Origin of the sequence: Rothia sp. HMSC065G12, assembly GCF_001811455.1 — a bacterium.
Taxonomy (GTDB): Bacteria; Actinomycetota; Actinomycetes; order Actinomycetales; family Micrococcaceae; genus Rothia; species Rothia dentocariosa.
On sequence record NZ_KV804815.1, the window covers coordinates 584,650 to 606,231 of the forward strand.

Annotated in this window: 20 protein-coding genes; 7 read left to right on the plus strand and 13 right to left on the minus strand. The window is 56.0% G+C overall.

All coding sequences use genetic code 11. From position 1 onward, the window contains the following. Positions 1 to 555: 555 nt before the first annotated feature. Positions 556 to 699 carry a hypothetical protein gene (locus tag HMPREF2804_RS11115; protein ID WP_168162140.1) on the minus strand — a complete coding sequence of 48 codons (144 nt, stop codon included), beginning with the start codon at positions 697 to 699 and terminating at the stop codon, positions 556 to 558. Between the two features lie 185 nt (positions 700 to 884). On the opposite strand from HMPREF2804_RS11115, the gene HMPREF2804_RS07735 reads away from it, so the two are divergent. Genes HMPREF2804_RS07735 through HMPREF2804_RS07745 form a run of 3 tightly spaced genes read left to right on the plus strand, consistent with a single transcriptional unit; the run spans position 885 to position 6,358 of the window. Continuing rightward, positions 885 to 1,781 (plus strand): ABC-three component system protein, encoded by an 897-nt coding sequence (locus HMPREF2804_RS07735; protein WP_070534429.1) that lies wholly within the window; start codon positions 885 to 887, stop codon positions 1,779 to 1,781. Then, positions 1,782 to 3,776, plus strand: coding sequence for a site-specific DNA-methyltransferase (locus HMPREF2804_RS07740; protein WP_070534430.1), 1,995 nt, complete (start codon positions 1,782 to 1,784; stop codon positions 3,774 to 3,776). Beyond that, a complete protein-coding gene (locus HMPREF2804_RS07745; protein ID WP_070534431.1) occupies positions 3,776 to 6,358 on the plus strand; it encodes a DEAD/DEAH box helicase in 2,583 nt (860 codons plus the stop codon). The genes HMPREF2804_RS07740 and HMPREF2804_RS07745 overlap by 1 nt, the downstream gene beginning before the upstream one ends. Here HMPREF2804_RS07745 and HMPREF2804_RS07750 read toward each other — a convergent pair. Further along, positions 6,342 to 7,040, minus strand: a complete 699-nt coding sequence (locus HMPREF2804_RS07750; protein ID WP_070534432.1) for a recombinase zinc ribbon domain-containing protein — start codon at positions 7,038 to 7,040, stop codon at positions 6,342 to 6,344. The genes HMPREF2804_RS07745 and HMPREF2804_RS07750 overlap by 17 nt on opposite strands. 127 nt (positions 7,041 to 7,167) lie before the next feature. Here HMPREF2804_RS07750 and HMPREF2804_RS07755 point away from each other — a divergent pair, with 127 nt between their 5' ends. Continuing rightward, a complete protein-coding gene (locus HMPREF2804_RS07755; protein ID WP_368664735.1) occupies positions 7,168 to 9,015 on the plus strand; it encodes a DNA methyltransferase in 1,848 nt (615 codons plus the stop codon). A gap of 88 nt (positions 9,016 to 9,103) precedes the next feature. Here the strand turns inward: HMPREF2804_RS07755 and HMPREF2804_RS07760 are convergent, their stop codons facing one another. The 3 genes from HMPREF2804_RS07760 to HMPREF2804_RS07770 form a co-directional block, all read right to left on the minus strand. Next, positions 9,104 to 9,505 (minus strand): GNAT family N-acetyltransferase, encoded by a 402-nt coding sequence (locus tag HMPREF2804_RS07760; protein WP_070627864.1) that lies wholly within the window; start codon positions 9,503 to 9,505, stop codon positions 9,104 to 9,106. A 131-nt stretch (positions 9,506 to 9,636) separates the two neighbouring features. After that, positions 9,637 to 10,104, minus strand: a complete 468-nt coding sequence (locus HMPREF2804_RS07765; protein ID WP_070627866.1) for a globin domain-containing protein — start codon at positions 10,102 to 10,104, stop codon at positions 9,637 to 9,639. Beyond that, a complete protein-coding gene (locus tag HMPREF2804_RS07770; protein WP_070627869.1) occupies positions 10,101 to 10,976 on the minus strand; it encodes a DUF8185 domain-containing protein in 876 nt (291 codons plus the stop codon). The genes HMPREF2804_RS07765 and HMPREF2804_RS07770 overlap by 4 nt, the downstream gene beginning before the upstream one ends. Positions 10,977 to 11,010: 34 nt before the next feature. On the opposite strand from HMPREF2804_RS07770, the gene HMPREF2804_RS07775 reads away from it, so the two are divergent. Continuing rightward, positions 11,011 to 11,907, plus strand: a complete 897-nt coding sequence (locus HMPREF2804_RS07775) for an acyl-CoA thioesterase (RefSeq protein WP_070627871.1) — start codon at positions 11,011 to 11,013, stop codon at positions 11,905 to 11,907. A gap of 135 nt (positions 11,908 to 12,042) precedes the next feature. Here the strand turns inward: HMPREF2804_RS07775 and HMPREF2804_RS07780 are convergent, their stop codons facing one another. Beyond that, a complete protein-coding gene (locus tag HMPREF2804_RS07780; protein ID WP_048751473.1) occupies positions 12,043 to 12,618 on the minus strand; it encodes an HdeD family acid-resistance protein in 576 nt (191 codons plus the stop codon). 242 nt (positions 12,619 to 12,860) lie between these two features. Further along, on the minus strand, positions 12,861 to 14,540 hold the full coding sequence (gene ettA, locus HMPREF2804_RS07785; RefSeq protein ID WP_048755266.1) for an energy-dependent translational throttle protein EttA: 1,680 nt from the start codon (positions 14,538 to 14,540) through the stop codon (positions 12,861 to 12,863). A gap of 180 nt (positions 14,541 to 14,720) precedes the next feature. On the opposite strand from ettA, the gene HMPREF2804_RS07790 reads away from it, so the two are divergent. Both HMPREF2804_RS07790 and HMPREF2804_RS07795 read left to right on the plus strand, forming a co-directional pair. Beyond that, positions 14,721 to 15,134 (plus strand): MmcQ/YjbR family DNA-binding protein, encoded by a 414-nt coding sequence (locus HMPREF2804_RS07790; RefSeq protein ID WP_048755323.1) that lies wholly within the window; start codon positions 14,721 to 14,723, stop codon positions 15,132 to 15,134. A gap of 81 nt (positions 15,135 to 15,215) precedes the next feature. After that, positions 15,216 to 15,788 carry a hypothetical protein gene (locus HMPREF2804_RS07795; RefSeq protein WP_246824215.1) on the plus strand — a complete coding sequence of 191 codons (573 nt, stop codon included), beginning with the start codon at positions 15,216 to 15,218 and terminating at the stop codon, positions 15,786 to 15,788. Between the two features lie 53 nt (positions 15,789 to 15,841). Here HMPREF2804_RS07795 and trmD read toward each other — a convergent pair whose 3' ends face one another. From trmD to HMPREF2804_RS07825, 6 genes are all read right to left on the minus strand, one after another. After that, positions 15,842 to 16,723 (minus strand): tRNA (guanosine(37)-N1)-methyltransferase TrmD, encoded by an 882-nt coding sequence (gene trmD, locus HMPREF2804_RS07800; RefSeq protein WP_070627875.1) that lies wholly within the window; start codon positions 16,721 to 16,723, stop codon positions 15,842 to 15,844. 3 nt (positions 16,724 to 16,726) lie between these two features. Then, a complete protein-coding gene (gene rimM / locus HMPREF2804_RS07805) occupies positions 16,727 to 17,365 on the minus strand; it encodes a ribosome maturation factor RimM (RefSeq protein WP_070627877.1) in 639 nt (212 codons plus the stop codon). A 178-nt stretch (positions 17,366 to 17,543) separates the two neighbouring features. Next, positions 17,544 to 17,786 carry an RNA-binding protein gene (locus HMPREF2804_RS07810; RefSeq protein WP_004004867.1) on the minus strand — a complete coding sequence of 81 codons (243 nt, stop codon included), beginning with the start codon at positions 17,784 to 17,786 and terminating at the stop codon, positions 17,544 to 17,546. A gap of 2 nt (positions 17,787 to 17,788) precedes the next feature. Then, positions 17,789 to 18,220, minus strand: coding sequence for a 30S ribosomal protein S16 (gene rpsP / locus HMPREF2804_RS07815; RefSeq protein ID WP_013399230.1), 432 nt, complete (start codon positions 18,218 to 18,220; stop codon positions 17,789 to 17,791). A gap of 203 nt (positions 18,221 to 18,423) precedes the next feature. After that, complete coding sequence (locus HMPREF2804_RS07820; protein ID WP_048751484.1) at positions 18,424 to 18,909, minus strand: NUDIX domain-containing protein; 486 nt, start codon at positions 18,907 to 18,909, stop codon at positions 18,424 to 18,426. 53 nt (positions 18,910 to 18,962) lie between these two features. Then, the gene (locus HMPREF2804_RS07825) at positions 18,963 to 21,374 is read right to left on the minus strand and encodes a hypothetical protein (RefSeq protein WP_070627878.1); all 2,412 of its coding nucleotides are present in this window, start codon (positions 21,372 to 21,374) and stop codon (positions 18,963 to 18,965) included. Positions 21,375 to 21,582: the final 208 nt, after the last annotated feature.

Consider the following 21,582-nt stretch of genomic DNA (forward strand, 5'->3'; position numbering starts at 1 on the left):
TCCTGCCAATAGAATCCTGGACATCTGCCATAATAAAAGAGTTTTATCCCCTTTTAGAGGAGCATAATGTCTGCGCCGACATACTATGATCGTTCACATGTGCAGGGAGAGTTAAACCGTTTCGCCCACCAGTGGCGGCAGAAACTCAACCAGCATAAGAGCGCTTCTAGAAAGAATTTTGAAATTCGCTGTCGGGCAGGTCAGGGACAGGTAGGTCGATGGTGTTGCCCCTGGGGGTCAGGTACGGGACGGTGAATTGCTTGTTGAATGCCACGTGAGGGCTTCCCTTCTTGCGAAGGGAGACCTCGTTGAGGGCAACCGACGAGAGACCGTGGTGTTAAGCGCAAACAGTGACGGGCACCAACCCGACCCGGGGTGAACCCGGATACAGGTGGTGCCCGTCAAGCGCTCAACGGAGGTCTCCCGAATACGGTTGAAAAACGCATGCGGGTGTAGAAGTGAGACGGCCGGCCGGTGACCGGTCCGGATCTGGCCGCCACGAAGGTGGAGACTGTCCTGCCGGATGACGTCTGGCCGCCAGGACAGTCGTGAGGGCTACTTGCCCTTACGCGGCTTGGCCTGAGCCAACGCCGAGGCTGCGATCGACTTCATCTTGGCCGAGGTGCGACCGTCGCGCAGCAGTGCCGACGCCTTCTTGGCGACCGGTCGAGACGTCTGCTTCGTGTTACGGGTTCCCATGTCTCTTCTCACCTCCTCGCGCCACGTTCGTGTACTTGCTGTTCAGAAACGTGCACATCGAGGTAGAATCGACATATCTTCATCCGAAGAACTGCACTCGGCTTCTGAACCTGTTTTCACGGTAGAAAAACGAGTCGCTAACACATGAGACGAGACAAGACGACAGAAGACGGAGAGGAGACGAGATGGCAGCATCTTCTGACCCCCGCTATGCGCTGGGCGCTTTCTGTCAAACCGTCCACCCCTTCATGTCAGGCGTCGCCCGGACAAAAACTGGCTTCATGATGGACTTCTTCGACATGGTGATGGATCAGGAAACTGTCTTTATCGAAACGTCCGCGCACGAAAAGAAGAGAAAACCGGGGAAGACATCGATTGCAGCCGAAGTGTGGGCTGGGATTAACAAGACCGACCTTGTGCGATTCTTCAACGGGCAAAGAAAGCTGCCTGATTGGAAGGCCAAAGACTTCCATCTTCATCTCGACACGAGCAAGGTGGAACAACTCTGTGACCCTATCGGGATCGACGCGCTCGTCACGTTCCAAACACAGCTGATGATGGCCAACATCAATGTGCAAGATGTAGGGCAAATCCCTTCAGCTGTGGGTCAATGGCTGAAAGCGATCCTGTGGGAAAATAGTAAGGATCGGGATCTGCTTGCCGACGGTTTTGCCCCGCAGCCGCAACTGGACTTGTTTACCAACCTGCCGTTAGCCGAAGGCAGGATTAGTGGTGGCAAGCTTCATTTGGGGACTTCTTCGCTGCCGTGGAGTCCCGCCCCGAAAATTCCTGACTCGCCTGACCCTTTGCTCGAATCCGGTTACACCACACAGATGTACGCTGCTCTCACGGAACACCTAAGAATCTCAGTCACTGATATCAGTGACCTACCGGATCAATACCAGAAGGTGTTTTCTCGACAGCGTGGGCATTTCTGGGATGCGGAAGGGGTCCGTCGAAACCTCCGGGATCTCATCTCCACTGGAGAGCAGGAGTTCTCTGCGATGAAGGAAGACCTGTTCGACGGGGTCGTCGAAATCTGCGAGGTCGTCCCCACTGACACGAAGGGAGAAACCGACTAGATGACCGCTCAACGCCTGCAGCTCACCTGGTACAACAAGGACAAGGCTCTCATCCCCACTGAGACCGGGAAGTACGGCTACACGTGGGTTGACCCCTCTGATCCGCGCTACTGCGAAACCCACACCCTCGTGCTGGACGACTACGTGCAAGGTGCGCAGACACCAAAGTCTGATGATTTTGCCTACTCCGAACGAGCCGACCTTGAGCCCCAGGACGACAACTTGCTCATTTTGGGCGAATCCGGCGATGTGCTCGAAGCCCTCACTAGAGTGCCCGAACTAGCCAAGAAGTATGTGGGTCAGGTGAAGCTGATCTACATTGATCCGCCGTTTAACACCGCGCAAACATTCGCCAGTTACGAGGACAACCTAGAGCACTCCATCTGGCTGACCATGATGCGCGACCGGCTGCTCCACATGAAGAAGCTGCTTGCGAAAGATGGATCAATCTGGGTGCACCTGGATGATGTGGAGGCGCACCGTATGCGCCTCCTCATGGACGAGGTGTTTGGTGCGGGGAATTTTCAAGCAGAAATTGTTTGGCAAAAGGCTGACTCCCCTCGGCGTGGTTTGGGTTTCTCGGTGGACCAGGATTTCATTATCGTTTACCGCCGTAGCGAGGCCTTCGAGCCAAACACGGCTCTTCGCACAGCAGCCGACAACGCCCGCTTCTCTAATCCGGACAATGACCCCCTCGGACCTTGGTGGGACGGTGACCCATCGGGTAATCATGGCGACGGCTCGGGAGGCATGTGCTATGCGATCCAGAACCCCCTGACAGGGGAAATGATGCGCCCTCCTAAAGGTGCCAGTTGGCGATATTCGCAACAGCGCATTCTTGACGGCTTGCAGGGGTGGGTTCCGTATCGGCTGGAGAATCTTCATGACGCTGATTGGCGTGCCAGCAATGAGGGAGTACCTAGAGATAAGGCGTCCGATGATGTGTGTGCGCTAGTTTTGGATGTTCCACTCGATGAAGCACGTAAGCGGGTGGCCGCACGACGCATTTCAGGCGATCCGCTCCCGGAGATTCTGATCCGTTCGACGGGAGGAATCGGACGTAAGGCGTATATTCCCACCGAGGGAAACAATCCTCGCACATGGTGGGAAAACAAGGATGTCGGCCACAATCGCGCTGCCAAGTCCGAGCTGAAAGCTCTGTTTCCAGCATTGACGCCATTTGACACTCCGAAACCGGAGCGTCTTCTGGAGCGGATTCTTCACACCGGCTCCAGTCCTGGCGACATCGTGTTGGATGTGTTCGGCGGCTCTGGCACCACCGCTGCAGTTGCTCAGAAGATGGGTCGGCGTTGGGTCACGTGCGAATTGCTGGAGTCGACGTTCACCACGTTCACGCGTCCCCGTCTGGAGAAGGTCGTCAACGACCAAGACCCTGGTGGAATTACGCGCACGAAGGGCGAACGGGTCGACGCGACGGAAGACGGACTTCCTGATGGAGTCTCGCCGGAGGACGCCGCGAAATTCACGAGCGTGCTCAACAAGCTGATCAAGGACGACCCGGAACTAAAGAAGAGCGTCGAGGTGAAGACACTGAAGGCTGCATCGAAGACCAGACGCACGAAGGAAGTGGTGAACTGGCGTGGTGGGGGCGGATTCCAGGTGGCCCACCTTTCGCCTGCGTGTTTCGACTACACCCCTGAACTGGACCGGGTGATGCTAACGGCGGCCGCGACCGGACAGGCTCTGATCGAGTCGGTGGCTGCCAACCTCGGGTTCACACTGTTGCACCCGAACGATGACTACATTTTTGATGCCCGCCATGGCAATGCCTTGCTGAAGGTGGTGGAGGGTGTCGCCACGACCGAAATCGTCGACTGGCTGGCCTCCCAAGTTCAACCCGGAGAGACGATCGTGCTAGCAGCAACCACCGCGATGGACGGGGTCCGCCAGCATCTACGCCGTGCGGTGAAGGGGTCGCGGGTGGTCACATTGCCCGATGATGTGTTCCGTTACAGCGAGGGTGGTGACCAGTGATGGCGACCAGGCTCAACATCAGTTTTGACTCCGACATGCTGGAGTCGATCAGTGCCGAGTTCGACCTACGTGCTCCGAACAAGGAAGCACTGCGCCAGCTGGTTTTCACTCTGGACGGCGACTATGACCCAGCCGTGATGCAGGTGCTCAACCTAGCCACCGGTGTGGGCAAGACGTATCTGATGGCCGCCTTCGTGGAGTATCTGCGTCGCCAAGGTGCCGGTAACGTCGTGATCGTCACCCCGGGCAAGACGGTGCAGGCAAAGACCGTGCAGAATTTCACGCCGGGCTCGCCCCGATACATCACTGGATCGGCTGTGCCACCTGAAGTGGTGACCCCGCAGGACTACTCTGCTTGGGTGGCCCGTCAAAACGGCCCGGCTCGGCTCGCGTTCGGCCGTGAAGTGCCAATGCTGGCGTTTATCTTCAACATTCAGCAGCTCATCGCACCGAAGTCCGAAGACGGGGACACCCACGGTGGTACCCAGGACGCGATGCGCCGTAAGCCCCGCCGGTTTGATGAGAACGCTGGTGTGCTCTTCGACTACCTCAAGGGTCTCGATGATCTGGTTGTGCTCGCCGACGAATCCCACCTGTACGGGGCCAGTGCGGTCGCGTTCAATGCAGCGTTGAAGGAACTCGATCCAGCAGCGGCGATCGGGTTGACCGCGTCGGTGGACAAGGCCACCGATCACGTCATTTACGAGTACCCGCTCTACCGCGCCATCCAGGACAAGTATGTGAAGGCCCCGGTGTTGGCGTTCCGCAAGACTGGATATGGCACCGATGAAGCCTCTGAGGAGCAGCAGTTGCGTGACGCGCTGCAATTACGTGCGCTCAAGCAGGCCTACTATGACTCGTACGCGGCTTCCCAGAACCGCGATCATGTGAACGCGGTCGCTTTCGTGGTTTGCTCCGATGTTGAGCATGCCACTCAGGTCGCCGAGCTGCTGCGCACCCCGGAGTACCTCGGCCGGGATTCGGCTGTGCTGCAGGTGGACTCCAAGCACGAGGATGAGTTGACCCAGCGTCGCCTCGACGAATTGGACCGACCCGAATCGCCGGTGCTGGCGGTGGTGAGTGTGAACAAGCTCAAGGAAGGCTGGGATGTCAAGAACATCGCGGTCGTCGTGACGTTGCGGGCGATGGCTTCTGAGGTGCTCACTCAGCAGACGATGGGGCGCGGGCTGCGGCTGCCGTTCGGCCGGTATACGGGTGTGTGGCAGATCGACCAGCTCGACATCATCGCCCACCAGTCCTTCACCGAATTGTTGAACGCCGAGAACGTGCTGCAGCAGTTCGGATTGGACGAAGCCGTCCCCGAACCCGACAAAGCCAAGGTTGAGGAGGCGATCCGCAAAGCCGCCGAACAATCCAACACAGATGCACGCACAGACGCGACCGGCGGTCAACCATCGACTACGACTGTTCCGGGGCCTGGTGCTGGTACCGGTGGTGAGGGAACCGGTGGCGTAGAACCTCAGCCGGGCACCGTTCCCGTCAACGGTGGTGACGAAGATCTGGGTTTGCCCGGTGTCGGGGTTCGTACCATCACCGAGCAGGAGGATCAGCCCACCTGGGAGTTGGTTTCGATCGGACGGAACCCGAGCTTTGCTGACGTGTCCTACCGATTCCCGGTGACGACGATGACTGTGCAGCAGCCGCCCATTGACCTGTCAGAAATCAGTGACGCCGAGATTGAGCAAGCGGCGCGTCGGGTCACCTCTGCTGGGGACGTGCTGCTGCGCAAAGAGATAATCGCCGCCCTAGGCAAGAAACTCCGGGCAGAGGATCGAGAAAGCGCCGAAGTCGACTCCGTCCACGTCGACGACGCCGACGCCGAGGAGGCGCTGGTCAAACTAGTGATCAACATGTCGCTGGTGCCCAAAACCGAACAGACCGCCCGCTACGTCGCCACGTTCCTGGTGCCGAAGTTCATGCGTGCCGTGACGTTCACCGGCTGGACCGTCAAATCCCTCGACTCCGCCCGCGCCGAACTCCTAGCGCTGATCAAGAACTACACAACCGAGACACTGCGAGCCACCCGCGAGGTGCCGACCATACACCCCAAGTCGATGCCAGGCACCGGCTACACGCTCCCGTTGGGTGAGAAGGTGCATAACCAGATCGAGAGTCGTGACCAGTTCGTGCGAGGCCGGGTCTACGGTGGCTGGTTCAAGTCGCTATTCGCCGAGGAATCCTTCGACTCCTTCACCGGCGAATACCAGCTTGCTCGCCTGCTCAACACGTCGCCGGGGATCGTGTGGTGGCATCGGTTGCATCCGCAAGACCAGGCGTTCGTGTACTACAACGCGAAAGACCGCTACTTCCCCGACTTCGTGGCCTTGGACACCAACGGGGTGCATTGGATCATCGAGGGCAAAGACGAGCGCGGCCGCGATGACGCCAGGGTGCAGGCCAAGCGTAAAGCTGCCGAGGCGCTGGTGCGCCGGTTGGTGGCTGAGGATGCCTACGCCGGTCAGCACTGGGGCTACCTGATCGCCTACGAGCAAGACACCGCCCGTGCCGACTCGTGGGAAGACCTGAAAGCCTTCGCCAGCCCGGTCAGCAACGCCCTGTAGCTGCGAGTTCGCCTGGGCGCATCACGGGGCTCCAGCGTTGCGGGAGGTCGAGCGTGACGGCCTCGCCGGTGATGAACACGAATCCGAGCCTGCCATCGGTGAGCATGCAGCCGCCCTCCAGCACGGCAAGGAAATCCGGGATGTGGAGCGCAAGCTGCGTCGGCGATTCGGTCAGGAGCTTGTCGATCGCCGTGTGGAGCGTCGATGGGCGTCGCTGCACACCCGTGGCGCACAGGCTGTCCACGGCCTGGTCAACCGCCGCGCGGTTGCGCCCAGCAAGCACCTGCAACGCCTCGGCCATCTTCACTAGCAGCACCTCCTGGTAGAGGTGGCTGGTGGTGCAGGTGCCGCGCTTGACGTAGTTCGTCGGACACTCCCACACGTCGACCCGGTTCGGGGTACCGGAGTGCCAGGTCTTGTGGCCGAACGGCCGTCCGCAGTCGCCGCAGACGATCTTGCGGGACAGGCGCTTGCCGAAGGACTTGTAGCCGCGTGGGTCGACGCGGGTGCCCAGCCACGGCAACTCGCGGTCTGCAATGCCGAGAGCCTCGGCGGCGTGGCGTTGGGCGTGGAATGCGTCCATCCACTCGACGGTGTGCCCGGCGGCGAGATTTTCGAGAAGGAAGCTGGCCAACCGGTAGGTCAGTCGGGCTTGGACTGTTGCGAGTTCGGGGTATTGCATGGTGGCGGCTCCTGTCTTTGCGTCACGTACATACACGCTCTGATCAGGGCTAATAGCAAGTCGTAAACGGCGATACCTTTTAGCGCTTGCCGAACTTTTTGGCGCTCCGTTGTCAGCCACACCCGTCGTGGTTCACGTCGCCCGGCTCCACCTCCCGATTGCACCAGATGCCGAAACCGCACTGCCCGAATATGCGGCTCGACGGTCAACAATAAGGCGCGTTTTACCTAGTGGGGAGCGGGTTTCGCCCCATCTGCGTCATCCGCGCACCACAAACCCCTGTATCCACTTCGATACGGTCTGCGATCCGGCGTGCGGCTCTGGGAACTTCTTGCAGGTTGCGTATATGCAGCTGCGTGAGCTTGAGACCCGTGTGCTCACTGAGATTCACCGTCTTGAGGAGTCGGGCGGCTTTACGCTGGATGCGTCTTTGAGCACGCGCCTTTCCATTTCGCAGTTCCACGGGATTGAGATTAACTGGTGGCCTTCAAGGATTGCGGAAGTTGCCATGTTCTTATCGGAGTTTCAGGCTGACCGTGCCTTGGCGCGCGCTTTGGGCCAGGTTCCCACACGTTTGCCGATTACCTCGGTAGCTCATACTGTGCATGCGGACGCGCTCACCACCAATTGGCGTGAGATGATTCCGGCAGAAGCCACCAAGGTTTTTATATTTGGGAACCCGCCGTTTTTGGGACAGTGGACGATGTCTAAAGCACAGACTTCCGCCATGAAAACAGTGTGGGGTAAAAATTATGACGGTTACCTGGATTTTGTGACCGCTTGGTTCTGGAAAGCGGTACAGTTCTTCAATCATGATTTCGAGGGCGAATTTGCTTTCGTATCGACTAACTCTATTGCGCAGGGACAGCCGGTCCCGGCGCTTTTTGGCCCGATTTTTCGGGAAGGATGGCGCATTAAATTCGCGTATCATACGTTCCCGTGGGATTCTCAAGCACCCGGTCAAGCTGCGGTGCACTGCGTAATTACCGGGTTCACCCGCTCTGAGGACTATAAACCACGCCTATTTGAGTACAACTGGAACGCGAAGCAGACTCGTGAAGCGGCAGACGTCAAAAGTATTAATGCCTATCTTCTGGATGCCCCTAATATTCTGGTGAAGAAACGATCAAAACCGTTGGCACATTTACCCGAGGTAAAGTTTGGTACTAAACCTGCTGATAATGGAAACCTCATTGTGGAAGAAAAAGATTACGCCGAAGTTTCAAGTGATCCTATAGCAGCTAAATATTTACGGCCTTTCCGTATGGGTAAGGAACTCGTGCGCGGGATTGATCGATGGTGTCTCTGGCTTGAAGATGTAAACCCGGCAGATATTACCAAAAGTCCGGTGCTTAAAAAGCGCATTGAAGCTAACCGAGAATGGCGTAGCAAACAGACACCAACGGGAGACGCATATAAATATCGAGACACCCCACATTTAATGCGTCCGAATAAGAATCGTCCGCTGGATAACTATGTTGGTATTCCCGCCGTAGTTTCGGAGACTCGCCCCTTTTATACGGTGGCACATCTTCCCGCTGAAGTTATCGCTGGGAATCAGCTTTTTACTGCCCTTGACCCGGATGGGTTTTTCTTTGCCATTATTAGCTCGTCCATGTTTATTACCTGGCAACGTGCAGTCGGCGGCGCTTTAGAATCACGTTTGCGTTTCTCGAATACTATCGTTTGGAATAACCTTCCGCTTCCCGAAGTGGCTGAAGATTTGCGCTCCATAATTATTACGGCGGGCCAGAAAATTCTGGAAGTTCGCGAGGCACTCGCGGAAAAGCACGGTGGCCGCGTTTCACTCGCGGATATGTATAATCCACTGGCGATGAACTCTGAGCTGTTGAAGGCGCATAAGGAACTGGATCGCCACGTTGATAAGGCATTCGGTGCCGCCAAGCTGTGCGCATCCAACAATAAACGCCTCGAAATCCTCTTCGCCCGCTACGCAGAACTCACAGCAGAATAACTGATAAACGTCTACTAAGCCCGGTGCGGGGTTTACCTCCCTGCACCGGGCTTTCTCATACCTGCACTCTGCCAAGCTGTAGACCAGCCTACTTGTTCAAATCCTTGAAATACCGAGCAACGGGCCAGCGAACGAACCCTTCAGACTCGTAGAGTCCCCGGGCCGGTGCGTGCCCCGAATCGCCGCCGGTTTCGACCATCACCATGCGCATCCCGGCGTCTTTAATCTGCGCAAAGGCATGCTCCATGAGCTGCTGCCCCACGCCACACCGCTGATACTCGGGATCGACCGCAATCACATAAATCTCGCCCATCTGGTCCTCAGGGTGAATACGTGTGCAGACCCAGCCGACCGGCCGCTCATTATTAAGGGCAACAGACACATTTTCAGGCTCCTGATCGAGCACTTCCTCTAAATCGCTGAGCTGCCGCTGCTGCCACCCTTGAGGGTAGAACGCATCATAAACGAACTTGGGGACGTCGTTGTGCATCCGCGGAAAAACAGGTCCCCAGGCGCGAAGTGAAATATCCAGAAGAGCTTACCGATATTCAGGGTTATAAGAAACAATACGCGTTGTTACAACCTACAAAAGCAACGTCTGAAATGCAATGCTGTCTTGAACTATGCCCGGTTCTGCATGGCGCGTGCCGCACGCTCGAAATAGTCCCACATGGTCGCATCAATCATCATCGGAAGATCAAGAGTATCCATTGCCTGGCGCATATACTTCAGCCAAGTATCGCGTTCTTTCGCACCGATCGGGTACGGGTTATGGCGGATGCGCAAACGCGGGTGGCCGCGCTGTTCCTGGTAGGTGCTGGGCCCGCCAAAGTACTGAATCAGGAACATTTTCAGCCGCCGCGCCGCCGCATCGAAATGGTCAGTATCGTTTGCTTCGATCTCGGCGGTCTGTTCCTCTGTGAGGTGCTCAGGCGGAAACGGGTCAAAATCCGGGTACATGGCGGAAAACTCGGGGTCGGCCTTCACGAGGGCATAGAACCTGCGGGTGAGCTTATCGAAGGTTTCCTCGCCACCCACCTGGTCGTAAATGCTGACCTGCTCACCCGGCTGATTCGCAGAATAACTCATGCGAGCGCTCCCGAGCCCGAACGCACCAGCACATGCCCGCCGGGGGCAGCGATGCGCACCCAGCCGTCGGAACCAGTAGGGGCGGCATATATAGCGAGCTCACCGGTGAAGGTTTCGGGAAGGAATCCGAAGACTTGCAGGGCGAAAGCTGCGCCTGTAGGTATAGGGGTTCGGTCAAACTCCGGTAGGTGCTTAAGCACCATGGGAGATGACCAGATGCGGGTTCGCACGGTGGTGAGCACTGCGGCACCGGGGTTTTCGGGGAGTGCTTTTTCGACGGCGGCAAGTCCTTCACGGCTGGCGCGGCGGAACTCGTCGGCGTCAATAGTTCCTAGTTTTTCCCATCCTTGCAGGGGTGCGGCTTTCCCAGCCCATTCAGTGTGTACGGTGACGGGCGGCAGATACAGCACCATCTCGGATTCTTCAATGCGCGCCAGGCGTTCGAGCAGGGCGGCTGAATCTACCACAATATCAAGGGTTGATGGCTTTGCGAGGTTGAGGGCTCGCATCCCCAGAATGGTGGGGGTGTTATCCAGCATGGTTTCGGGGGCGAGAGAGCATGCGAAAACGGCGAGCACGCTCCCGCGGGCGGTAAGTCGTATTGCCGCTTGGGTATCGAGGGAACGTGCGCGTGAAATATAAGTGCTGAGGTCGGCAGCGGCGGCTATACCTTGCTGGTTGTTGGGGAAGATAAGATAGGGTTCGTCGATGCCTTCGTGCGGATTGTATTTGAGGTCTATACGCCGGGTGTTGGTTGTGGCTGAGCGTGGAGGTTCTTGCGGTTCCGGTTCTGGCAGAGGTGCTGCGTCGGGTGTGTGCAGGTCATCGGTCATGTTTTGCCTCTCGCTCGCATATTTTCTTCGATAAATCATCCTCAACTTTACCCCTTCGTGTCAGAATTAAAGAATGACGAAGCCCACCCCCACCCAGAACTTGATGACCATGCTGAACCTGACCCCCGCTGAGCCGGTGGGCGGTGACGACGCTTTTACCGCTGTGACGCTAACCCGTGAGACCCCGCGCACCTATGGCGGGCAGGTGCTCGCTCAGGCGATTATGGCGGCTGATAATACTGTTAGCGATAAGGTGTTGCATTCGATTAATGCATATTTTTTGCATCCTGGTGATATTACGAAAGAGCTTATTTTTACCTCACAACAGCTCAATAATGGGCGTTCTTTTGCGACTCGCCGGGTTCAGGCGCTTCAGGACGATATTCCCATTTTCTCTGCGATTGCATCATTTCAGAAGCCCGGTCGCGGCCCCGAGCATACGGCTGTTGAGATGCCGCAGGTTCCCGATCCTGATGGACTGCCGAGCGTGAGTGACTACATTGGCGAGGTGGCGCATCCGGTAGCGCAGGCTGTTGCATGGGAACGCCCAATTGATATTCGGTATGTGAGCCCGCACCTGTATACGGCCCCGGATTCAAGCTCGCAGAAACCGGTTGCCACGGTGTGGTTTAAGACTTTCGATCCGCTGATTGATGCTTCCGGCGCCCCGGTTTCGGATGCGGTACATCGGGCGGCAATTGCGTATGCTTCGGATTATCTTCCCCTAGAACCAGCGCTACGCAGGCACGGCAAGTTTTGGCTTGAACAGGGCATGAAGTCGGCCTCTTTGGACCATGCGATGTGGTTTCATCGTGAGGCACGTGCGGATGAGTGGCTGCTGTACGTGCTGGATTCCCCCAGCGCGCAGGGTGGCAGGATGCTCTCGCAGGGTTCGATTTTCAATCGTTCCGGTGAGCTGGTGGCGACCGTGGCGCAGGAAATGATGTTCCGCCTGCCCGAATATCGCTAAAGCTCGGGCGCCGTTAGGGCTCCGGTACAGCGACAGCTCGGAGCGTCAAAGCATACAGAAAGACCGTGTGAGGTGGTTGTCTCACACGGTCTCTCCTATGTTCTAGTGTACGGTCTAGAAGCCGTTAGGAAGCTCTTATCTAGCTTCGACGTCAATCGCACCGTCCGGGGAAATATGCACGGTGCTCTTGGTGCGGCGGGAAACGAAGAAGTCACCCACGAACACCAGACCGGTCACCAGAAGCCCCAGGGCTGCCATCCATACTGCCGCCACGCCGAAGATCATCGGGAACAGCAGCACGAGGAAGCCCAGAATCAGGGAACCAATCGCAGAGAACTGCAGGTGGCTCCCAGCGGCATAGTTTAGGTGTTTCATTTCCTGGGCGGTCATCAGACGAATCAGCGCCCATGCAACCATCCATATGCCCACAACGATCGGGATGTAGGTTGCCTGTGCACCCACCGAGGCAGTCAGCAGAATCAGACCAGCCACCACGGTCAAGATGCCGTCAACCAGGTCCCAGCCGGTACGTGCCTGCTTTGGCGTGCCGAAGTAACGCACCACTTCAAACACGCCACCGAGCAGCACCGCAAAGGAGAACACATAACCCAGAACTACCAGCGGAGTAGCGGGATCGGCGAACATGTAGATTGCCGCTGCAATCAGCAACAGACCGGTGACCAAGGACGTCCAGTTATATTTTGAGAGCATGATGCACTCTCCTTCTTATGAAATACATCAACAGTAAACACCCATTATAAACCACGAATGTGAACTCCGCCATGATGTACCGGTCACCACTGGGCGAACTATTTCTACCGACGAACAGCCAACACGTAGCGGAGCAACACGTGAGATAGCGGGATCATGCCCCCCCCCCATCAGGCACAGCAAAGCCCCGCCTCCTGAGTCATAACAGCATCAGGAGGCGGGGCTACAGCTATCAGCTACCCCTAGCGAGTAAGCTTGCGGTGCACCACGCGGTGCGGCTTCGCAGCTTCCGGTCCCAGACGTTCGATCTTGTTCTTCTCGTAAGACTCGAAGTTACCCTCGAACCAGTACCACTGATCCGGATTTTCTTCGGTGCCTTCCCATGCGAGGATATGGGTCGCCACACGGTCGAGGAACCAACGGTCGTGGGAGACGACGACGGCGCATCCAGGGAATTCCAGCAGAGCATTCTCAAGCGACGCCAGGGTTTCCACATCAAGGTCGTTGGTGGGCTCGTCCAGCAGCAGCAGGTTTCCGCCCTGTTTGAGGGTCAGCGCCAAATTCAGGCGGTTACGCTCACCACCGGAGAGCACACCCGCTTTCTTCTGCTGATCCGGCCCCTTGAACCCGAACGCCGAAACATAGGCACGCGAAGGCATCTCAACATTGCCGACCTGGATATAATCCAGACCGTCCGAGACAACCTCCCACAGGCTCTTTTCGGGGTCAATGTTGGCGCGGTTCTGATCGACATAGGAGATCTTCACGGTTTCGCCGACCTTGAGCGAGCCGCCGTCAAGCTCTTCCAAACCGACGATGGTCTTGAACAGGGTCGATTTACCCACACCGTTCGGGCCAATCACACCCACAATGCCGTTCCGCGGCAGCGAGAACGACAGACCGTTAATGAGCGAGCGCCCGTCAAAACCCTTCTGCAGGTTCTCGGCCTCAATCACCAGGTTGCCCAGGCGCGGCCCCGGCGGAATCTGAATCTCTTCAAAATCGAGTTTGCGGGTCTTCTCAGCCTCGGCCGCCATCTCTTCGTAACGTGCCAAACGTGCTTTCGACTTCGCCTGCCGGCCCTTCGAGTTTGAGCGCACCCACTCCAGCTCTTCGTTCAGGCGTTTAGCGAGTTTCGCGTCCTTCTTGCCCTGAACTTCAAGGCGAGCACGCTTCTTCTCAAGGTAGGTGGAGTAGTTGCCTTCGTAAGGGTAGAGGTTGCCGCGGTCAACCTCGGCGATCCATTCGGCAACGTGGTCTAGGAAATAGCGGTCGTGAGTAATCGCAATGACCGCGCCTTCGTAAGACTGCAGATGCTGCTCAAGCCACAGCACCGACTCGGCGTCTAGGTGGTTGGTGGGCTCATCCAGCAGCAGCAGGTCTGGTTTCTGCAGCAGGAGCTTGCACAGTGCCACGCGGCGGCGCTCACCGCCGGAGAGGTGGGTGACGGGGGCGTCGGCGGGCGGGCAACGCAGCGCCTCCATAGCTTGTTCCAGCTGGGAGTCTAGATCCCAGGCGTTTGCGGCATCGATAGCTTCCTGCAGCTTACCCATTTCTTCCATGAGGGCATCAAAATCAGCATCAGGTTCAGCCATGAGCGCGGAAATTTCGTTGAAACGGTCCAGCTTCGCCTTGATCTCGCCCACGCCTTCTTCGACGTTGCCGAGCACGGTTTTCTCTTCGTTCAGCGGCGGCTCCTGAAGCAGAATACCTACGCTGTATTCGGGCGAGAGGCGTGCCTCGCCATTCGAGGGCTGATCCAAGCCAGCCATGATTTTCAGGATGGTCGACTTACCGGCGCCGTTGGGACCAACCATACCAATCTTGGCGCCCGGGAAGAACGACATGGAAACGTCGTTAAGAATGACCTTATCGCCCACAGTTTTGCGGGCTTTGGTCATCGTGTAAATAAATTCAGCCATAGTGTTCTATTCTACCGTGATTCTTTGGATGCGCACGCGGTTTTCGCCGCAGATTTTACGGGTATATTCCTTCTGGGTTTTCGACGTTCTACAGATGTAAACCGCCCCGGCGGCTTGGTTTTGGTTTTCTCAAACTTTGAGTCCTTTCACTACGGTGTAACAGCCGTTAGACTCGAAGGTATGGGTACACCAAATTCTCAAGAGATAACCGCCGAAGACCTCCATAAGGTTGTCGATCAGATTGCGCTTACTATGCCGTTGGCTACCTCCGATCAGCCTTTCGGACCACGTAATACGGTGTACCGCATTAGCGGCAAAATTTTTGCTATGTACACAAACGGTATCGGCTACCCGATCGTGAATCTGAAGACCGACCCCGAAGAATCCGAGGTTCTGCAGCGCATGTACCCAAGCATTATTCCAGGGTGGCATATGAATAAACGGCATTGGATTTCGGTCAGCGCAGGCAAGGGTGTTACGCGCCAGCTTCTTGAAGAGCTCATCGAAGATGCTTACCTGCGTATTATGTACGCCCTGCCCAAGGCAAAGCGCCCTATCGAATTCCGCGAGCGCCCGGTTCCCGAAAAACATTAGATACTGCAGGCTCACATGTATATTCCCGCCAGCGATCCCGTTCTTTTTCTGAAGCTTTCTGCTGATTACAATTATGCATACATGGCGCATGGACGTACCGGCGGGGTGGGCTTGCGCGCCTATGATAGGTTGCAAAAAGCGCATGCTCTCGGTATTCCTGCGGTTCCGTGGGGTTTTTCATGCCCTGAGAAAACGGTTCAGCAAATTCGCCAGGAAATTCTGCGCGCCCGTAAGCTAGGCGGCGAACTGGAAATTTTGATGATCTATCGTGAGCCTGATCTGCCGGTTATTCCGGCGCCCGAATCGCACGGTTTTGAGAGGCGTGATGATGTTCCTCAGCTGATGCCTTCCGAGTTGCGTGATAGTTGGTTGGATGCCGGTTTTTCGGCGGAACGTCACGGTAGTTTAGAGGACCGGATGCTTGCTCTCGCTCAGGTAGAGGAATTCACTGACCCTGAACCTCTAGATCTTGCCCGCTATGAGCATACGAGTACTCACCGCCCGTTATCATTCTCGATGCGCGGCTCGCTCTCCCGTGCCCTGGGCAGCAAGTATAAGCCTGCGGAAGATCCGGGTGCCCCGAGTAAGATTTATTGGGTTCAGGGGCGCGCCGTTATATACGATATTCTCGACTTTGAACGTTTTAGCCCATAACTGTAAGGGGCTTCAACGCATGCAACGGTGCTGCGTATTAGGAGTCTTCCGGTTTAGTCTGCTTGACGAGATTTGGGGAAATGCACACCGCGCTCGGCAAGAAAACGCCGGTCTTTCTTATCCCAATTTTCTTCAGGGTACGCTGCAAAAAGGTCGGGGCGGCGACTCATGGTACGTTCAATCTGCTGCTCACGCCGCCACCTGGCAATAGCACCGTGATTGCCCGACAGCAGGATAGGCGGAACCTCGTAGTCGCGCCACTGCGCCGGTTTCGTGTACACCGGGTACTCCAAAAGCCCGCCGGTGTGCGACTCTTCTGCAAGAGATTCTGGGTTTCCCAATGCCCCGGGAATTAGCCGAGTAATAGCCTCTATCATCGCCATCACCGCAACTTCTCCACCGTAGAGCACATAGTCCCCCATCGAAACGGGAAACACGCGGAAGCGGGTTTGTGCCCAGTCGAGTACCCGTTCATCAATACCTTCATAACGCGCGGGAGCAAACGCAATATGCTGTTCCTCAGCGAGTTCATAAGCCATTTGCTGGTTAAAAACCGCGCCCGCCGGGGAAGGAACAATCAGGAGAGGACGATTATCCTGCGCAGGCAAGAGTTTCTGAGGACTCGAATTTTCCTCTACTCTTTCTCGCTGTTCTTCCGGCTCATCGCGATTATTTTCATGGTGCTCCTCCTCCGCCCGCTGCGGTGAATTCGCAAGCACTTCATCAAGCGCAAGCCCCCAAGGTTCCGGTTTCATGACCATCCCGGCACCACCGCCATAGGGGGTATCATCAACCGTGTGGTGGCGGTCGAAGGTATAGTCACGCAGATTATGCACGCGCAGATCGACCAAACCGTTTTCGCGGGCTTTCCCTACCAGCGAGAGGTCTAACGGTGTCAAGTACTCGGGAAAAATAGTGATAACGTCGTAGCGCACGGGCTACTCCCCCGTATTTTCTGAGTTCCATGCGGCAGATTCTGCTTCAGCCACGTTGATAAGACCGGGTGGCGGGGTCAGAAGCACGAAACCGGGTTCGTCCTCAGCAGTGGTCACAACTTCAGGAACGATTTCTTCGACAAAGGGAATCATAATCTCGTCACCGCCGTATTCGGCAGCAAGTTTAACGAGCAGTATATCCTGCGCAGGCATGGTCTGCAGACCGGTAACCTTCCCCAGAGGCTTTCCAGCTTTAGGATTATTGACGGGGTTCTCCCCCTCAGGAACCTTCACCAGAAGATATACGGGCAGGTTCACGAGTTCCTGTTCGTAGAAGCCTTCGTCATCTTCGTCCTCGGGAACCTCAAACATCAAGCGGCTGCCCCGCAGCTCTTCCGCTTGGTTGCGGGTAGTGACTTCCTCAAAACGTACCACCAGAATCTTCTTATTCCAACGATGCCCCGCTACTTTAAGCCTGCCCGTTGGTGCAACAGTAGCCACAGGGCTTTTCGGGGTGAAGTTTTCCAAGTCGAGAACTTCTCCGGGGGCAAAGCGCTCCTCGGGGATATCTGTGAAGAGTTGAACCGTAACTTCACCGCGAATACCGTGCGGCTTGCCGATGCGCGCAACCAAAACCTGCATGTTGTAAACCTCTAGAAAAACTGGGGCTTGTAGACACCTAATATTCTACCGGCAGGTCCACTCTCACAAGCTGTGGAGGCACCCACCTGCTGTGTGATTGCCTGCTGAAAATTCTCATGATTAAAGCAGAACGTTCCAACACCTTGGTGGTGATGGAACGCTCTTGATGCTATATCAGCTAACGTTTTCTATCGGTGTCGATAATATCGATCCGAACCTGATCGCCCTCAGAAATCGCATCCATCACGGTGCGAATGCTCTTAGCGGTTCGGCCCGAACGACCAATCACTCGACCCAAATCATCGGGATGTACCCGAACCTCCAGCGTCTCGCGATGGCGCTGCTGGCGCAGACGCACTTTCACATCGTCCGGATGCTCGACAATCCCTCGAACCAAGTGTTCGAGTGCATCAGCCAACATAATTACTCAGCTGCTTCCTCGGCAGCCTCTGCTTCAGCTTCAGCAGGAGCTTCCTCGGTTGCTTCCTCAGCCTTATCGGCCTTGGGGGTGATAGCCTCAGGCAGAATAACGGAACCCTTCTGGGGAACAACGAATTCAGCCTTAGGCTCAACGGGCTTGATGCTGTTCTCAGCCTTCTCACCCTTGAAAGTTGCCCAGTCACCTGAGAGCTTCAGCAGAGCCAAGACCTGTTCGGTCGGCTGTGCGCCAACAGACAGCCAGTACTGAGCACGCTCAGAGTTAATCTCGATACGCGAGGGCTGCTCGGTCGGGTGGTAGATACCGATCTCTTCGATAGTCTTACCATCACGCTTCACGCGAGAATCCGCAATTACAATACGGTAGCGAGGATCGCGGATCTTACCCATACGCTTGAGACGAATTTTAACAGCCACTGTAGTGGTTACTCCTGTTTCAATACTTGGTGCGAAACCGCGCTTCAGCACCCGTGGGGCGGGCCGTTCACGAAGTCTCTATGGACACAACAAAGCGCGAAGAGAGGGGTCACGCAATGTCGGGTACTCAGATAGGGTAACAAATAGGGCAATTTAAATCTAGCGGGCCCCCGCGTTTTCGGGCATATGTCGCTGTTATAGCGTTAATCGTCGGAGCTTATCTCAAGAACTTCGCCGGTTTCGAGGGCTTTCAGGGCTTCTTGCAGCCGCCTCACCATCGCCGGGCGCACGTAATCGCCCAAGTTTTCGCCGGCCACCCACTCATAGGTCACCAGTTCATCATTCTGCAAAGTAATAGGGGTGTCACGCGGAATAACGCCCGCATCGTACATGTAATATGTGGAATCGCCCCAGACACCTAATGCGAGCCCATGGAAAATAGCCACCAAACGACCCGGAGTCAGGGTAAGCCCTAGCTCTTCCTGAACCTCACGGAAGCATCCTGTTTTCGGTGCCTCGCCCGCCTCTACGGTTCCGCCCGGAAGAATCCAGCCGTCCTTGTAGTTCGGCTTCACCACAAGTAGTTCGCCTTCTTCATTGCGAATAAGCGCTCCGGCGGCAAGTCGACGTGTTGGAAGTGTTGCAATAAAAGCTACCAGTTCCTCATGGCTTAAATATGTATCTTTCATAGATTCCGCTTTCGTCTGTACTTAAGCATGGTTCTTAGGAGCGTTAGAGAGTTTTAGGAGAAGAACTTACGAACGGTACGACGTACCCTCTCCCCCAGCTCTGTGGCGGACGAAGCATCTGACGTGGAACTCGCGGCCTGTGAGCGGGCTTTGCAAGACTTACGCGGAGATTCCACGTAGATGCCGTCACGCAGGTCATCAACTAAGGTTCGCCGGTGCAGCCCCTCCGACGATGCGCCCTGCGGGTTATCGCCCCGGCGCACGAGCTCCGCGTTTACGGGAGCGTCTGAAGCTTCTTTACTGCGATGCTCATCAAGTTTCTCGCCAGCAAGCCGAGCGAGACGAGGCGCTAAGAGAATCTCACTCGTGCCGCCAGCTGCGAAAACAGTACTCAGAGCTGTCAAAATTGGGGCGCTCTTACCCTGCGCTTTTTTGCGACGCGCAACAGTCCAAAACACGGTTGCCAGCCCCAACTGCGCGGTACCGTCCACCCGAAAAACACGGGTAAGCAAACGATTTTTGGGATCTTTTCCAGCAGAAGTCTCACCAGGCGATTCCGAGTGTGCGGGCTGAACTGTATGCGTTGAAGAGTTCGTCTCAACGACCGCTTTGCCTGATGCACCGCTAGGACTATACGCATCCACACGCGGACTTGAGGAAGGCTTTTTCACCAAAGACTCTTTCTGCTGATTATCACGTTGTTTGGTGGTACCCACATGAGTATATTCGTAAGGAATCTCGCCGCTTTGAGACGCAGCAAGCCACTCCGCAAGAGTCACACGGCGGTTTGTAGCTACCAGACGATAGCTACGTTTTAAAGCCTCTATATCGGGAAGTTTATCGGACTGGTAATGCGCAGACAGTGAGTTATCGTCACTCTGTGCCGGATCCATGTCTGCTTGAGACGAACTTTCGTCATGAGGTGCCGCCAGCAATTCAGCAGGGTCTTCGCCAAATACACGAGCGGTTCCAATAGCACCGATCTCAAGCCCTTCCGTCGGTACCGCTGCCAGCTCAACGGGAACGTGCAGTAGCTGAAGCACCGATTCGAGAGCAAGAGTGTTCTTCGTATCTCGCAGATAGCTTTCAAGGCGCCTTCCCGCAGAAGTTCCAGAAGGAACACCGAAAAGCAGGGAAAGCTCAACAATAGAGCGAGTAAGCTCGTCTTGGTCCAGACCAAAAGGTTCAGGCGGCAAACCTGGCAGACTCGTCAGAATATCTTCCAAAGAACCCTCATAAGAATCGCAATGTTCACGAGTCATAGTTCGTGTGAGAGTCTTCGGAACAGACTGCCAGAAGAACTCCAGAATGGTCGAGTCCTTCTCCTCCGGCTCGCCCAACATCCAGGCAGGTGCGTTCTCGTTCTGCTCTAGCTCTTGAGGGGCCTCCATAAAGATGAGGTGCTGTTGATGCGCATTCCCCTCCGCAATCAAGGCGTGACACTTTGCTTCGGCAATAACAGCCAAAATGTCATGCGGATCGCCGCTAATAATCGTCCATGTTCCCGCCGGGGCCGCGACAATCTGGCGTTCCGGCTGGGTGAGGAGCATGCTGGTGAGTGCATCTAGGTTAATATCTAGAAGCGCCGCAGCATCGCCATCAACTAAAAATTCGATCTGGTAAACATCATGCGGTACCGGTACCCACATCCCTGGTTCTTCTTCAAGAGCAATACCGGTTACTGGCATTCGTTCAAGAAGCCACTCAACGTATTCTTCCAAGGGTTCACCCTTGCGAATCTGTCCGTGTGCCACATGCAAAACGTTCAGATAACCTGCGGGATTAAGCGAACACAAAACATATATCTGAACCTCACACTCGCCCATCTCATAGGCGATAAGTTCGGGCCGTTCCCGAGTCAGCTCTATAAGAGCCTGAATCACATCATGATCGCTGGCGGCGCGCGCTAACATGCGGCGACGGTGCAGGTTCTCATCCTCAACATCAGAAAAAGTCACATCAAAGATCTCTTCGGGAGAACCCGCATGGTCATGCCGAGGAGCCGAATAATGTTCTCCGTCTTCCTCGGAGCTATCCGGGTCTTGGGGAGCCGGAGTATCCTGCCACATCTGGTTAAGTTCTTCGACCGTCAGATCATCATGGGCTAGTGAGGCAGCAACATCATCTACTTCACGCGGATCAATACGGTGTTCTTTCTCCTCATGAAGTTGTTTCGCCCGCCGGATCAGGTCAATAATAGCGCTCGCAACATCCGCAGTTTCAGGATCAGCATCATCACTAGAGTCGCTGGAATAGACCACTTTAGAACCGGCGATGTCGGGGGTGTTTTCACCATACTCTAAAGACAGGCGAACCCATAAATAATCCGGGACGGTGCCATTTTGACTGGCAGATGCCTCCGGCTTGGTGTAAGTCCAAGGGTTGGCAGTTTCATGGCGCTCACGACCGTTCTGTTCAGCGCCGCCCTGCGCCGAGTCTCGGTGATGTTGCTCGTTGTTCTGCATTCTTCCCCTTAATAGCGTTCTGCCGTTTGCCTCATCTGCCCCGCTACTAACATCGTAAAGCCTTCTGCTAATTAGTAGGCGCAGTTCGCATTTAGGGCATCGCCGGTGAGAACCGGCGTTACGAATCATCGGATGCACACTGTAGAGATCTGCATTCCACGCCTATCAATCGGATCCGTTTTCTCATGCAGGTTTTCAGCCTGCAGCA